The organism is Nostoc sp. KVJ20, assembly GCF_001712795.1.
Classification (GTDB): domain Bacteria; phylum Cyanobacteriota; class Cyanobacteriia; order Cyanobacteriales; family Nostocaceae; genus Nostoc.
The window spans coordinates 1-15,317 of the sequence record NZ_KV757678.1 but is presented as its reverse complement, the minus strand read 5'-3'; the positions used below and the strand labels follow the sequence as shown (position 1 = coordinate 15,317).

The 15,317-nt window shown below is 42.6% G+C and carries 14 protein-coding genes; 12 read left to right on the top strand and 2 right to left on the bottom strand.

Annotated elements, in window-relative coordinates; genetic code table 11:
• Positions 1 to 942 precede the first annotated feature (942 nt).
• The 4 genes from A4S05_RS28025 to A4S05_RS28010 all read left to right on the top strand — a co-directional run bounded on the left by A4S05_RS28025 (position 943) and on the right by A4S05_RS28010 (position 5,270).
• A complete protein-coding gene (locus A4S05_RS28025; protein ID WP_069073062.1) occupies positions 943 to 1,512 on the top strand; it encodes a photosystem I assembly protein Ycf4 in 570 nt (189 codons plus the stop codon).
• Between the two features lie 121 nt (positions 1,513 to 1,633).
• A complete protein-coding gene (locus A4S05_RS28020) occupies positions 1,634 to 2,434 on the top strand; it encodes a peptidylprolyl isomerase (RefSeq protein WP_069073061.1) in 801 nt (266 codons plus the stop codon).
• 93 nt (positions 2,435 to 2,527) lie between these two features.
• Entirely contained in the window at positions 2,528 to 3,673 is a 1,146-nt protein-coding gene (locus tag A4S05_RS28015) for a beta-ketoacyl-ACP synthase (RefSeq protein WP_069073060.1), read from the top strand.
• Between the two features lie 307 nt (positions 3,674 to 3,980).
• Positions 3,981 to 5,270: a Glu/Leu/Phe/Val family dehydrogenase gene (locus A4S05_RS28010; protein ID WP_069073059.1), complete on the top strand. Its 1,290-nt coding sequence runs from the start codon at positions 3,981 to 3,983 to the stop codon at positions 5,268 to 5,270.
• 55 nt (positions 5,271 to 5,325) lie between these two features.
• On the opposite strand, the gene A4S05_RS28005 is transcribed toward A4S05_RS28010, so the two are convergent.
• Complete coding sequence (locus tag A4S05_RS28005) at positions 5,326 to 6,225, bottom strand: hypothetical protein (protein WP_069073058.1); 900 nt, start codon at positions 6,223 to 6,225, stop codon at positions 5,326 to 5,328.
• Positions 6,226 to 6,691: 466 nt separating this feature from the next.
• Here A4S05_RS28005 and A4S05_RS28000 point away from each other — a divergent pair, with 466 nt between their 5' ends.
• The 8 genes from A4S05_RS28000 (at position 6,692) to A4S05_RS27970 (ending at position 12,478) form a co-directional block, all read left to right on the top strand.
• On the top strand, positions 6,692 to 7,186 hold the full coding sequence (locus A4S05_RS28000; protein WP_069073057.1) for a DUF29 domain-containing protein: 495 nt from the start codon (positions 6,692 to 6,694) through the stop codon (positions 7,184 to 7,186).
• A 41-nt stretch (positions 7,187 to 7,227) separates the two neighbouring features.
• Positions 7,228 to 7,890, top strand: coding sequence for a hypothetical protein (locus A4S05_RS27995; protein ID WP_069073056.1), 663 nt, complete (start codon positions 7,228 to 7,230; stop codon positions 7,888 to 7,890).
• Between the two features lie 177 nt (positions 7,891 to 8,067).
• Positions 8,068 to 9,390, top strand: coding sequence for a four-carbon acid sugar kinase family protein (locus A4S05_RS27990; protein WP_069073055.1), 1,323 nt, complete (start codon positions 8,068 to 8,070; stop codon positions 9,388 to 9,390).
• Positions 9,391 to 9,591: 201 nt separating this feature from the next.
• Positions 9,592 to 10,632, top strand: a complete 1,041-nt coding sequence (gene minC / locus A4S05_RS27985; protein WP_069073054.1) for a septum site-determining protein MinC — start codon at positions 9,592 to 9,594, stop codon at positions 10,630 to 10,632.
• Positions 10,633 to 10,804: 172 nt separating this feature from the next.
• Positions 10,805 to 11,611, top strand: a complete 807-nt coding sequence (gene minD, locus A4S05_RS27980) for a septum site-determining protein MinD (protein WP_012410009.1) — start codon at positions 10,805 to 10,807, stop codon at positions 11,609 to 11,611.
• A gap of 36 nt (positions 11,612 to 11,647) precedes the next feature.
• A complete protein-coding gene (gene minE, locus A4S05_RS27975; protein WP_069073053.1) occupies positions 11,648 to 11,950 on the top strand; it encodes a cell division topological specificity factor MinE in 303 nt (100 codons plus the stop codon).
• A 132-nt stretch (positions 11,951 to 12,082) separates the two neighbouring features.
• Entirely contained in the window at positions 12,083 to 12,208 is a 126-nt protein-coding gene (locus tag A4S05_RS43710; RefSeq protein ID WP_256091210.1) for a hypothetical protein, read from the top strand.
• A gap of 12 nt (positions 12,209 to 12,220) precedes the next feature.
• Positions 12,221 to 12,478, top strand: coding sequence for a hypothetical protein (locus tag A4S05_RS27970; RefSeq protein ID WP_069073052.1), 258 nt, complete (start codon positions 12,221 to 12,223; stop codon positions 12,476 to 12,478).
• 314 nt (positions 12,479 to 12,792) lie between these two features.
• Here the strand turns inward: A4S05_RS27970 and A4S05_RS27965 are convergent, their stop codons facing one another.
• Entirely contained in the window at positions 12,793 to 14,115 is a 1,323-nt protein-coding gene (locus A4S05_RS27965; RefSeq protein ID WP_069073051.1) for a hypothetical protein, read from the bottom strand.
• Positions 14,116 to 15,317: the final 1,202 nt, after the last annotated feature.

The following is a 15,317-nucleotide window of genomic DNA, read 5'->3' as shown; positions in this document are numbered from 1 at the left end:
CGCGTCCAACTGCGATGGTCATCAGACTAAATCCTCATTTTTTACTAAAATTGCAACGTTTTTAAGGTAGTACGGAGAGTCAATCTAACCGACTACCGTGAGGAATTAACGTTTTTTTTGACAATCTCAACAGCTTTTAAACAACTGAGATTCTGAGAGCTTGCAGACTAGTTAAGTCGTTATTTCTCAGGGTTATGACATTACACGTACCATCGGCTAGTAATCTAGCTTGTGGTAACTTAATGATTCTTAATTTATCACACTAGTCAGGGTTTTTGCCTGATACGCAGAAGCAAATGAGCTATGAAACACGAACCTTATTAATAATATGAATATCAGAATTTTTACAATTTGACACAACTTTTCTCAGAAATCTAAAAAAAATTAATGCAGATGGACATATATAGCTAACTCATTCCCAATAGGTGAAAAAGAGGCAGGGAGAGGAGAGCAGGGGAGAAGGGGGGCAGAGGGGCAGGGGAGAAAGAATTTTTATCAGGCATTGAGTAAAAAAATGGTATTGACATGCCCTAAGAAATTATATCGGTAGCAGGAACATGGAGGGGCGCAGTTGAGTTTTTGTGAACGATGTTTGGTAAAATGTGGATGGTAACTTCGCCACCACTGTCGTTGATACACCTCTGGAAAACCTATGTGAAACGTTAGCCAAGGGGAAAAGAAGTTGGCATATCTTGACTAATACAAATAGCCTAAGCGGTTTGTCTCGTAGTGCAAGTAAGCCAGCATCATCCGGGATAGTAAAATTTGTAGATTACAGGGTAAAAAATTCATAGTCTGCGGCAGGTTATCCGGTGGACTTAAAACAGTGCTGAAGTGCCTCCTAAGCAATAGCCGGATTAGCACAGAGAGCCACCACTCTATGCAAAAGCATTCAGTGTGCGAGTATGTCACAGCGAGTATCTCACAGGCAATGGTAGTTCAATGACGACATCAACAACGATTAACAAAGGCGATCGCCTCCTGCATCAAAATGTTCTCGGTTCTCGTCGGTTTAGTAACTACTGGTGGGCAACCATCGTTACCTTGGGAGCAAGCGGCTTTTTATTGGCTGGGTTATCCAGTTATTTAAAAGTTAATTTACTCATAGTTTCCGATCCAACTCAACTGGTATTCGTCCCCCAAGGATTGGTAATGGGGTTATATGGCGCTGCTGGTTTGTTATTAGCTACATACTTGTGGCTAGTGATTTTATTGGATGTAGGAGGCGGTTACAACGAATTTAATCAGGAAACTGGCACAATCAAAATCTTCCGTTGGGGGTTTCCTGGCAAAAACCGCCGAATTGAGATTGATAGTCGCATAGAAGATGTGCAATCTGTGCGAATCGCCGTCAAGGAAGGTCTTAATCCCCGTCGCGCCCTCTATCTACGCATTAAGGGGCGGCGAGATATACCCTTAACACGGGTTGGACAACCGTTATCTCTAACAGAGTTGGAAACAGAAGGCGCAAAGTTAGCCCGCTTTTTGGGAGTCTCGTTAGAAGGACTGTAAGAGATTAGGGTAGAGGTTACAGGGTAAAGATTATTCCCTATTACCTGTTAGCTGTCACCTCTCCCCTAATCCCAATGCCCCTGAAAACGATAAGATACTCTGGTTAAATCAGTAAGTGGCAATGCGGTTAAAAATTTCACAATTTTTGCTTTCTTTTGTGATTATCAGTGGCTTGATGTTGGGAGGATGTTCACCACAGCAAGTCGCTTCTAATACATCTTCACCAGGATCAACAGCTACCTCGACTACAAGCGAGGGAAGCACTAAGACAACTAGTGATGCAACATCTGTATCTCAAACTAGTAGTGAGAGTGTTCCTGGAATGGCGGATTTACCACGGCTTGAAGGCAAGGCTACTGTGGTGCTAACGGTTAAAGGTTCGCCGATTACTATCGAAGTAGACGGCACTGATGCCCCCATTACAGCTGGCAATTTCGTAGATTTAGTACAAAAGGGTGTATACGATGGTTTACCTTTCCATCGAGTTGTGCGTGAACCCCAACCTTTTGTAGTTCAAGGCGGCGATCCCCAAGGTAAAGACCCAAAAGTTCCAGCAGATAGACTCGGAACCGGTAGCTATATTGACCCAAAAACGGGCAATGCTCGCTATATACCTTTAGAAGTTAAGCCAAAAGGTTCAGATACTCCGGTTTACAATAAACCATTTGATGCTACTACTCAACCTGTCATATTGCCCCATAAACAGGGTGCAGTAGCAATGGCGCGATCGCAATCACCAGACTCCGCTTCTGCTCAGTTTTACTTTGCTTTGGCGGATTTGGCGTTTTTAGATGGCAACTACGCCGTGTTTGGCAATGTCACTCAAGGTCTTGATGTAGTGAACAAAATTCAGCAAGGCGATCGCATTGACTCTGCCAAAGTCACCCAAGGTGCTGAAAATCTGAAAACACCTGCACAGTAGAGGAGCAGGGGGAGATGAGGGAGATGAGGAAGTAAAAAAACGATTATTATTCTTCCTCATCTTCCTGATCCACCTCATCCCCCAAATTGCAAATTGGTTAAGGTTTATGTCACTGGTATTGGTCTAGTTTCCGCCTTGGGTGGAAGCTTAGAGGATAGCTGGCAAAATTTGCTAGCAGGGAAATCTGGAATTAGATTACATCAACCATTTCCAGAACTTACACCATTTCCTCTAGGTTTAATTGGACAACAACCATCTGAATTGACAATGTTAACTCAGATGGTTGTTATTTCTGCTTTGCAAGATTCTGGGTTAGTTCCACCTTTAGCTGATTGTGCCGTAGTAATTGGATCGAGTCGCTCTTATCAAGCGTCTTGGGAAATTCTGGCTCGGCAAATGTATAGTGACGCGAAGAATTTTCCCGTTTCCTCTTTTGGAAACTGGCTAGATACATTACCTCATATAAATGCGATCGCAGCTGCGCGACAAATTGGTGCATCTGGAACGGTTTTAGCACCAATGGCAGCTTGTGCAACAGGAATTTGGTCTATTGCCCAAGCAGCTTTACTTATCCAAACTGGGCAATGTCAACAAGCGATCGCAGGTGCAGTGGAAGCGCCGATTACACCCCTAACTTTAGCTGGGTTTCAGCAGATGGGTGCTTTGGCGAAAACTGGGGCTTATCCTTTTGATTTGCATCGGGAAGGCTTAGTGTTGGGCGAAGGCGCAGCTTTATTTGTCTTAGAATCAGCAGAGTTGGCAAAACAGCGTCAAGCAAAAGTGTATGGTGAAATTCTCGGTTTTGGCTTAACTAACGACGCATATCATAGTAATTCGCCAGAACCAGAAGGCAAAAGTGCGATCGCTGCTATTAAACAATGTCTAAAACGTAGTTGTCTCTCACCAGCCGATATCGATTATATTCATGCTCATGGCACAGCTACCCAGCTAAATGACCAGATGGAGAGTATGGTAATCCAGCGTTTGTTTCCTCAAGGCGTGGCGGTTAGTTCCACCAAGGGAAGCACAGGTCATACATTAGGGGCATCTGGAGCGTTAGGTGTGGCTTTTTCTCTCATGGCATTAAAGCATCAAATTTTACCACCTTGTGTAGGATTCCAGCAGCCAGAGTTTGACTTAGAAATCGTTACAGCAGCACGTCTAAGTAAAATTCGCCAGATATTATGTTTGAGTTTTGGCTTTGGTGGACAGAATGTTGCGATCGCATTAACAAGATAAAAACCTGTGGGGATAATTTATTTTTTGGATTTCCTTAAGAAAGCAGGCTTTCTAGAATGTGGTAATAGTCTGTCAATAAATAATTAATGGATAAATTTCCTGTAGAGACGGCGATTTATCGCGTCTCTCTAACCGTCAAAATGAATTTGACAGACCAGTAGTCCACATATTGATTTTTCCTATAGCAGAATATAAAATATAAAACTGTAACAAAAACTACAAAATTCCCACTTCTCCCAAAAAAAGGATAAGCTAGTTACAGAATGATATCCGGTTCGCAAAGATACCGTGATTAGGAGAAAATTTTATGATTTCAAAATCACTGTTGCTGCCAGAACCCGCTTCTCCAGCGCATATATGCCCATTTGATCAAGCGTGTAGTTACTTAGAAGCGGCAGCTAAAGAATTAAATTTAAATCAGGGTTTACTGGAAATTCTCAGCCACCCGCGTAAGGTCGTCACAGTTTCCATTCCCGTGAAACTAGATAATGGCGAAATACAAGTTCTCGCTGGACATCGTGTGCAACACTGCGATGTTTTAGGCCCCTACAAGGGCGGAATTCGTTACCATCCAGCTGTGACACTGCGGGAAGTATCCGCTCTAGCAATGCTGATGACCTGGAAATGTGCATTATTAGGTATTCCTTATGGTGGTGGTAAAGGTGGCATTCCCATAGATCCAAAACGTTACAGTGTTGGCGAATTAGAGCGAATCAGCCGCCGTTATATCAGCGAATTAATTAAAGATATTGGGCCTTCCGTAGATATTCCTGCGCCAGATATGGGTACTTCGTCCCGTGAAATGGCTTGGATGATGGACACTTATTCTGTGAATGTTGGTAATGCTGTACCAGGGGTTGTAACTGGGAAACCGCTTTCTATTGGTGGTTCTCTGGGACGAGAAATGGCAACCGGACGTGGTGTGATGATTACTGTGCGTGAGGCGCTAGCAGATCAAGGTAAATCTTTGGCAGGAGTGCGAGTAGTTATTCAGGGGTTTGGTAATGTAGGTGGTGCCGCAGCAGAATTACTATATGAAGCAGGCGCGAAAATTCTTGCCGTTTCAACGGGTGCTGGAGGAATATTTTCTGAAGTTGGTCTTGATATTCCCAAGTTGAAAGTTTATGCTGCTGAAAATCGTAAGAGTATTGTGGGTTTTCCGCAATCTGTACCAATTAGCAATGCAGATTTATTAACTTTACCCTGCGATGTCTTAATACCAGCCGCTTTAGAAAACCAAATCACTGAAGAAAATGTGAATCAGGTACAGGCGCAGATTGTGGCAGAAGCAGCAAACGGCCCGGTTACTCTTGAGGCTAACTTGGCGCTAGAGGCGCGGGGTGTGATAGTGCTACCAGACATTTTGGCGAATGCTGGCGGTGTGGTAGTCAGTTATTTAGAGTGGGTACAAGGACTTTCTTATGTATTTTGGGATGAGGAGCGCGTCAACCGCGAAATGGAACATTTGATGGTGCAAGCCTACCGCAAGGTGATTCACCAATCGGAGGTGCGGCAAATTCCTTTAAGATTAGCAGCTTACACTTTAGGAGTGGGTAGAGTGGCGCAAGCACTGACTGATAGAGGTCTTTATCCTTAAGATTTACTGCTAGGGAATTCAGAATTCTGACTCCTGAATTCTGAATTCTATTTTGTTAAATACCAGCCTCAGTCAATGCTCGACTCAACGTATCAACCAAATTTAAATATTCTGCCCACTCTATAAGGTAAGTGTAATCTAAAGTTTGTGCTTGCAACTTGAGTATCCCCAATACATCACGCCACTGTTTTTCGGATTGACTACTCTGCCCCCAGCGCAACTTCTGTAAAATCGTATCCTCTGGCGAAGCTACCCAAAATTCAGGTATCCCATCTAAATCGGGCAATATCCGACGTGCCATCTGCGATACTGCAAATGGTGAACCATCAGTAATGTACAGATCGGCATTAGCTATGGTTTCAGTATGTGTGATGTTGAGCATTCGCTCACATCCTCGCTTCAAATCTTCAACCGCTCCTGCTGGACAATAATATCCCGCTATTTCCAGTGTCGTTACCAACAAATCGATTTGGTCAGGTTGAACTGAAATCACCAAATCCAAATCGCGAGTCGAGCGAGGTTCCCCGTGAATTGAACTAGCAACACCTCCACTAACGTAATAAGGTATATTTATTGACTCAAAAAGTTGGTGGAGTTCGCCTGCTAGTGAAATGGAATCTTGAATCCACATACTTTCATCAACACCAATTGACTGGAAGTTTGGAGAAAATTTTTCTGCCAGCAAGGCACGGGCAAATATACAACGAATTTCTTCCTGGGAAACATTGCGATGTCGTGATTTAATTCCTGCAAGGCAAAGTTTTTTCACTCCACGTTCATGAGCCGCGAACATCTTTATCCGTTGTTCAAGTGAGAGTTTTCGCAACTGGGTGAATAGATAAGTATCGGCATCGATGCTGGTATCGACGGCTTGCGGTCGATAATTTAGTTTTGCGCCTGTCTGCGAAGATGCGGTTGCAGTATCAAAATTTATTAATCGTTGTTCTGCGGCCATGCTACTCAACTTGACGTGGGCTTGCCTTGCTTAAATGCGATCGCCTACATATTACTGGATTGTAACTGATGAGTTAGATCGCCAATAGGTTGATGGATTGTACTCTACAATCACCGATAGGCGATCGCAACAACATGACTAGTACCGCAAGGCAGAATTAAAAATTAAAAATGAATACAGCGTAAGCGTTTCATTGATTTGAAATGGCGCAAGAGCTTGGAATACAATTTTTTTGACTTCCGCCTTGCGGTACTAGTACTAGTTGTTTTTGATGTTACAACAGAAATTCCGGTTGAATTTCTTTATTATGATGGTGTCACAGAGGCGTAATTTTCTTTTGGTGAAGGTAGAACTATTCAGCTAGAGTCAGAGATTAGAGGCAATTCTCAGTATTCAACACCTGAATGACAATTAGTGTATAAGAATACACATTGCTTGACAAAGATAATAGGAGCTTAACAAGTGCATGGTGACAGAAATACAATCAACAACTCAGACTTTATATGACCAAGATTATTACCTGTGGCTCAGGACAACTATCAACCAACTTCGCGCTGGCCAATTTTCATCTGTAGATTTAGATAACTTGACTGAAGAATTAGAAAATATGGGTAGGAGCGAGAAGCGAGCGGTGAAAAGTCTGTTGATTCGACTTTTTGAACATCTGCTTAAGCTCACATATTGGGATGTGGAACGAGAGCGAAATGAAGGACATTGGAAAGGGGAAATCAGGACATTCCGCAGAGAAATTAAGGATCAACTCAAAGATAGTCCTAGTCTTAAGCCTTACATCTTAGAAATTTTTGATACATGCTACCAAGAAGGAAGAGCAGAAGCAAGCGATCGCTCAAAACTTCCCATTGATAAATTCCCTATCGCACTTATTGGCTCTTTAGAACAAATTTTAGATGAAAACTGGTTTCCCGAATATAACCACAATCATCACGGTAAAGCCGATTAAAATAGATACTTAACTTGGGCTTCCATAGGAGTTATCCAGTCGTGCAGCCGGATTTAATAGGCTTGGAAATTAGCAAAGGGGAACTGAGACGTTTAACTGGGTTCGATCCAGAAGACGTTTTTCGTCCCTCGGTTCTGCGAGATAGCAAAAAGCGATTAGGGTTTTTTATCAGTGAAATGCTGGTGACGCTGGCGCTAACGCCAATAATTGTTGGCTTTGTTTACGCGTTTATTATTTTGCCAACAATTGGTTCTTCAATTCGACTAGGAATTCTTTTATTAATTTTAGTGCCCATGCCAATATTAGTGGGGCGATGGCTGTGGCGACAATTAAGCTGTCCTGAAGGACTGACAATACTTTTAGACGAAGTTGATAAATATCATGATCTGGTTGCTGCCATCGATATTAATGACCAATTGGCAGCATCAGGAAACGTAGAAAGCAGTATCCATGACCGAGATAAAGTAACCGCCGCCCTGCAACTAATTAGAGAAGATTTAGTCCGCGCTCTGAAAACGGAACGAATTTTGCGAGATAATAAAAAATTGCTTGCGAATAATCAAGAGCTATTTGTCAATAATTTACCCAGCCTGAAAGCTTTACAAGTTAGTAGTCAAGCAGGCGAATATGCTCAACTGCTAAATCAATCATTGCAAATTGCGATCGATGTGCAAGCAGAAATCAGAAAATTGCAGAAAGGCTGAGTAGATGTTTGTAAAGCTTGGGCGACTAGAAGTCGCAGCTACACGAGACAAAACCTGCCTCCGCAGGTTAGAAAACCCTTGATTTTGGATTAGTCCACGGAGGAGGACTAAGCTTTGTGTTGTAGCGACTTCTATTCGCTTTTACTTTCCCAGAAAACAATCGCCCCGTTGACTTAAATGAGCAACAAACCCAAAATAATTGTCCTGGATGATGACCCTACAGGTTCTCAAACAGTCCACAGCTGCTTGCTGCTAATGCACTGGGATGTGGACACTTTACGCAGCGGGTTGCAGGATGATTCGCCGATTTTCTTTGTGCTGACTAATACTAGATCGCTAACGCCAGAGTCAGCTGCATCTGTCACCAAAGAAGTTTGCCAGAACCTAAAAATCGCTTTGAATGCTGAAGGGATTGACGATTTTCTGATTGTCAGCCGTTCTGATTCTACTTTGCGGGGACATTATCCTATTGAAACAGATGCGATCGCACAAGAACTCGGCCCTTTTGATGCTCATTTTCTCGTACCAGCTTTTTTTGAGGGCGGACGCATCACTCGCGACAGTGTGCATTACTTAATTATTGGCGGTGTACCCACCCCAGTCCATGAAACAGAATTTGCCCATGATTCAGTCTTCAGCTACCATCACAGTTACTTGCCCAAGTATGTCGAAGAAAAGACTCAAGGACGAATTAGTGCTGAAGCAGTAGAAAGGTTTCTCCTGGCCGATATTCGCGCTGGTAGTTTGGAACGATTGTTACAATTTAATGGTAATCAGTGCGCTGTTGTAGATGGTGAAACTCAAGACGATCTCAACCGCTTTGCAGCAGATATATTAGCAGCAGCAAGTCAAGGGAAACGCTTTCTATTTCGCAGTGCAGCAAGTATTCTAACAGCTTTAGCCGCTTTACCTCCCCAACCCATTGCCGCCGAAAAGATGGCGCAGTACGTGCGCCAAGGCAAACCCGGTGTGGTGATTGTTGGTTCTCATGTGAAAAAGACTACTCAGCAATTAGAGGCGCTGTTACAAGTAGAAGGAACAGTAGGAATCGAAGTAAATGTAGCGCGATTACTTGATGATGCAAATCAATCTACTGCATTGCTAACTGAAATTCAGGAAAGTACAGGGGCGGCACACGAAGCTGGCAAAACACCAGTGGTTTATACTAGCCGTCAGGAACTAAGTTTTAAAGATGTCGAGACACGATTAGAGTTTGGGGAAAAAGTTTCAGCTTTATTGATGGATATTGTGCGTGGTTTACCATCTGATATAGGATTCTTAATCAGCAAGGGTGGTATTACTTCAAACGATGTCTTAAGTACTGGACTAGCTTTAACCTCAGCCCGTTTACTAGGTCAAATTTTAGCTGGTTGTTCAATGGTATTAACGCCATCCGATCATCCTCAGTTTCCTAACTTACCTGTGGTGCTGTTTCCTGGTAACGTCGGTGATGCTGATGCCTTGGGAACAATTTATCAGAGGTTAACTAAACAGTCTTGAGTCACGAGATACCGAACAGAGTTCTTGCTGAGTGCAGAGTATAAGAATTGTTGTTGTAGGGTAGTAAAGAAGCAAAATTTTGTCGCTATGATTCAGGACTCGGCACTCTGCACTTTCTGGTCTGAGGATGTTGTTGAATTTTGCAACTGATCTAATATTAGTAATTATTCGGAGTGTCCCTTGTCTTTTGGCTAGTACTGCATGACTTCTGATTCTGCGATTCCCAATCTAAAGTCAAATTCTGCACTTCCTAATGCAGAACCAAACTCTATCCTTTCCGAGATAGAGGTAAATCCTACTGTTTCTGATGTAGAGTCAGATTCTATCCTCCCGGATGCGGAGTTAAAATCTGTCCTTCTTTATTTAAAATCAAATACTGTCCTTGCTGATGTAGAGTCAAATCCTACCAACCCAGATGTAGAATCAAATACCAATGCCCCATCAGATTTTATTCTGACTGATTTAAATCCTAATGAATCAGCAATACCAGGGCATCGTGTAAGTGACAATACTCAAGTCCAGTTAAAGAGTAAGGAGGGACGACTGTTATTAATTTTGCCCCCGGAATCTCAAGTATCTGCCTCAGAACTTAGTTGGTCTGATATTTGGCAACAAATAAGGCAACGTCTGAATGCTGGCGATCGCTTCCGTGTATCTAATACACCTGTGCATTTAATGGCACAAGATCGTTTGGTAGATGCTAGACAACTCCAAGAACTCGCTGAGGCTTTAACTGAAGTCCAACTCAGGCTTATATCTGTCTCCACAAGTCGGCGGCAAACTGCGATCGCTGCTGTAACTTCAGGGTATTCAGTAGAACAATTACAACCCATAACTTCCCTGAGTACCGAGCCAACGGCTACAGCCATCCCCCAGGCAGATGCCCTCTATTTAGAAATGACAGTCCGCTCTGGAGTAGAAATTCGTCATCCTGGTACAGTAATTGTCTTGGGAGATTTAAACCCAGGTGGTATTGTAATTGCAGATGGAGATATCATTATCTGGGGTCGTCTGCGTGGAATCGCTCATGCTGGGGCTGGAGGTAATCGTGAGTGTCTGATTATGGCCTTGCAAATGGAACCAACCCAACTGCGGATTGCCGATGCTGTCGCTAGAGCACCAGAAAAACCACCAATGCAGTTTTCTCCAGAGGTGGCACATATTACACCCCAAGGAATTCGCATCGCTAGAGCGACTGATTTTTCCAGAAACCAATTCACCAAGAGCAATCAAGAGCCATAAATATTTACTTAAAGAATGAAGTATATAAGTAAGGATGAAATAAAAAAAATATTCATGCCTCGCTATCATCAAGGAGAACAGATATTTCTTCATACTTGATACGATACTTCATACTTTATACTGCAATTTACTGTTTTATATTTCCTGAACCCTCATTGACCGCATTTCTATCATGACTCGCATTATTGTGATTACCTCCGGTAAAGGAGGAGTGGGTAAAACCACAGTTTCAGCAAATTTGGGTATGGCTTTAGCCAAAATGGGGCGTCAAGTTGCTTTGGTTGATGCGGATTTTGGTCTGAGAAATTTGGATTTGCTCTTAGGGCTGGAAAACCGCATCGTTTATACTGCGGTAGAAGTTTTAGCCAGAGAGTGCCGGTTAGAACAAGCCTTGGTGAAAGATAAACGCCAACCCAATCTCGTACTCCTCCCAGCAGCCCAAAATCGCTCGAAAGATGCAGTCACACCTGAACAGATGAAGTTATTGGTGAATGCACTAGCGCAAAAGTATCAGTATGTGATTATTGATAGCCCTGCCGGTATTGAAAATGGGTTTAAAAATGCGATCGGGCCGGCAAAAGAAGCGCTAGTTGTCAGCACACCAGAAATTTCTTCAGTTCGTGATGCTGATCGGGTAGTAGGGTTACTAGAAGCACAAGGTATCAAGCGTGTTCATTTAATAATTAACCGTATCAGACCCGCAATGGTGCAAGCAAATGATATGATGTCAGTGCAAGATGTTCAGGAACTTCTCGCCATCCCCCTGATCGGGGTAATCCCTGACGACGAGCGTGTTATTGTATCTACCAATCGCGGCGAACCCTTAGTGTTAGCGGAAAATCCCTCTTTAGCTGCCACAGCCTTTGAGAACATTGCTCGTAGATTAGAAGGAGAAAGTGTCGAATTTCTGGAGATCGACTCGTCCCAAGACAGCATCTTCGCCCGTCTAAGAAGGTTGTTGTGGACAAAGATTGTTTAACTTACCTTTCCAGTCTCCGCCCCAGACCTATTCGTAATGATTGAACTTCTAGAAAAACTTTTTTTTCGCGGCCCTGATAGCAGTCGAACTCAAGTTAAACGTCGCCTGCAATTGGTGATTGCTCACGATCGCGCTGACTTAGATCCTCAAACGTTGGAAAAAATGCGGAAAGAAATCCTAGATGTAGTCTGTCGCTATGTAGAAATTGAGACAGAGGGCTTGGAGTTCTCCTTAGAAAGCAACCAACGAACCACAGCTTTAATTGCTAATTTGCCCATCCGCCGGGTGAAAGGGGCTATCCCTGAATGGGAAAGGGGTGATAAGCCTAAGCCTCTCTAGTTTTAATTTTAAGTATTTTTATTTAGATTCATAGTTGTGGGCGAATTGTACGATACGCTTCATAAATTGAGTATGGCAAGAAATATTCTCTAGTCTATTATCTTTCAAATATCTATCCAAAACATAGGAGCGATGCCTGAGTTGGGCTACGACTACGCACGATTTAGTAAAAAAGCGATCGCATCTTTGCCTAAGCTCTTAGGATGCAATCGTCCCTGGAATCCTGTTAACGTGATAAATGAAATAGTTTGGTATTGAGGCAAATAACCTGTGACAGCCAGAGAAGAACTAATTCGGGAAATTGAGCAGGTTTCAGATTCTCTAGTGGAAGAAGTGCTGGACTTCTTGCTATTCATAAAAGATAGACAGGATCAGAAAAATTCCGCATCTCATGGTGAGAAAAGCATTCTAGAGCGTATGGGAGGAATTCCCCAACATTTGCTATCAGTTGGTAATTTATCAGATCGAGACGTTCGGAGAGCAGTTATTGCATCGCGGATACAGCAGAGCCAAAAACAGAAATCATGACCTATCATTCTACGATTTTGAAAGTTTGTAGTAAGGACTTTATTCCTGTATTTTTAAGCACTTAAGTGCTTACTACAAACCTTGCAAAATTAATGGGGCAGACCAGTAGGTTGGGTGAAGCGGAGCGCAACCCAACACATATCTGAATGTTGGGTTACGCAAAGCCTCCACCCAACCTACAATTTGTTTGCTAAACGCCCCGCGACCGTGAACAGCACTCTTCATTGTTTTCTGGATAAAATCTGAAACTGTACAAAAGAAAAATCCCGTTGTCGTCACTAACGACAACGGGAATATATAGGATTTTTGATAAACTATCGATAGGCGACTTGTGGGCCTGCCCAAATTTCTGTAACCTTTTTGCCAAAAGTAATCGGCTGATCATCGTCTGTTGTAGTTACAGTCTTACCATCATTAGTAACTTGCATTAACGGCCAGTCTTCCTCGCCCAATTCACCTGCACGGAACAGCACATGATCTGGTTGGCTTTTACTCCAGCCTAACAATACAGCGATTTTCTCATGCTCATCTTCCTGATTCGCAGGAGCTACTGTATTAGCGTGATTTTTTTGCCGATCCCAAATCACTGCACTATCTGTAGATTCACCTGCGTTAAATATACCTTCAAATTTGCGTGCTAAGAAGCGATCGCCTTTTTCTGACCAGCTAACTGGAACTAATACCCCAATCTTACCGCTCGGATCAGTTTCTTCTGAGGCTTCCGCCTTTACAGCCTTTACCTTTAATAAAGGATCACTCACTGGAGTCGTTGAAGCCATCACCCACAACTTTTTAGTTTGCATATCTTGGACAAACATAATGCTGGTGACACGACTGTTATACATTTGGGGTTTTACTTCTAGTTGCACCCGGCTATAAACAGCATATTTACCATCTGGAGAAACTACGGGTACGCTGCGGTAGTGACGCACTCCAGAACCACCATTGGAACCAATTGCTTCTTGAGTAGTTGTAATCCATTTCCAAGGAATAGGATGAGGGCTACCGATAGGATCTATTTGTTCTGCTTGGGACTCATCTACTGATTCAGTCGCAGGTATTTCTGTTGTTATGGTTGGTTGTAATTCTCTCAGAGTTGGTGCTACTTGAACTGCTGCCAATGATTTAGTAAAAGACTTTTCTCTAGAGAGAGAATTCTCTTGTCCTTTCAAAGACTTAATATTCGCAGCTTTGAGTTTTTGTATTAAATTCAGCTGACTAACAGGAGCATCTGTCAATGGTGCGAGTTCAACTGCTGCCAAAGTATCAGGAACAGTTAAATCGCTGTTTGCCACAAAACTATCTACTTGAGCCAAATAATCAATTTTATCCGCTGGTAATACTTGCGGTTCCTGGAGAGCAGTACTTTGTGTTGGTACAGAGTCAAAATCTTCTGTTAACGAGTTGATTTGATCTGCTTTGAATATTTCAGCTATCTCAGGTTCCCCAACTACAGCTATTTCCTTTGATACAGAGTCAGAATCTCCAGTTGTCGAAGCTAGTTTAGCTACTTCGGATCTTACTGGGATCGAGTGACCCGATGCCCCTAACAAGGGTGCAATCAGTATCACAACGACAACGTAATTGAGAAATGGTTGTGCGCGGAACCATCCTGACAGCAAAAGGGGTTTAAGCATTTGTAGACTCTCTAGAGGGGGCGGTTGCTATGTGAGAAGCAATACATCAGCAGCAATGGGGCAGGCGGTAATTATATGTATAACAAGAAACTAAAAGCAATGACTAGATAATTTCTTCAAAGTTTGCAGAGTTTTACAAAAATTAGGTATCATCGTCTACACCTTTTCTTACTAAGGTACTGAATGTTTTTTTGCAAAGATATGCGAGTATAGTAAATATGCTGATAACTCAGTAATTACTACACGATATATAAGTTTGCTGTTGTTACACCCAACCACACCAAAAACAGGTATTGGTTAATGGAGATTCAGGGTATAGGTTAGGCGAATAACGCTGGTAAGCAAGAGTTAAATAACTTGGCTATTGGGGATCGTACTAGCGATCGCTAGTACACAACAAACAAGCCAGGTCATACACTAAATATAACAGCGCAAACCCTCAGAATGGTAAACGTGAGGCGTTAATTAAAAACCTGGGAAAGCGGACACATAATACATCATACTCAGAAAATATTGCTGCCAGCAACCCAAATTTAGAAATTGCAATCTAAACTACAAAAATAGCTAGAAGACGCAATAGTTTTTTAGAAACCCAACTGCATTTAAAGCCAAGTTTGGGAAAATTATCAGGAACAAAAGGAAGTTTACTCGGTAGATGCTCTAGCGAATCGTAACGAAAAACCACTAGGTGATTAGGTTCACTAGAGGCAGATGTAGTTGATGCTAGCTGTTACACTTGTCAACTTAACTATTAAGTGAATCAAGCAGCTTTTGGTTTCACTAATATAATACGAAAACATTGTACCACCAAACAGCCAATATTATTTACCGAAGAAGAATTCAGGAGTCAGGAGCCAGAATTCAGAATTGAATTCTAAACGAAAAAGTGGATAGCGCCGGCGGCAAGCGAGTATTTTCGAGTCGCGTTTGAATCATTGAAAGCGGCGGAAAACTCCATCCGGCAAGTGGCATGGAGAGGGATGCCGCCCATTGGTGTCAACTTAAGCTAGAAATAGCTTCGCTGCGAGCTTCATAACCCGCCAGAGAATGAATTCTCTGGCTCATAGCTAAAGTCTACTGAAGTAGACTGAATATTTTTGGGGATATCTAGTCATCTTCAGATGACTTTCGCTATGATTCTTGGAACTTCAGTCCCTTACAGGACATAGTTTTTGCGTTAAGTTGACACTAATGAGCAGTGC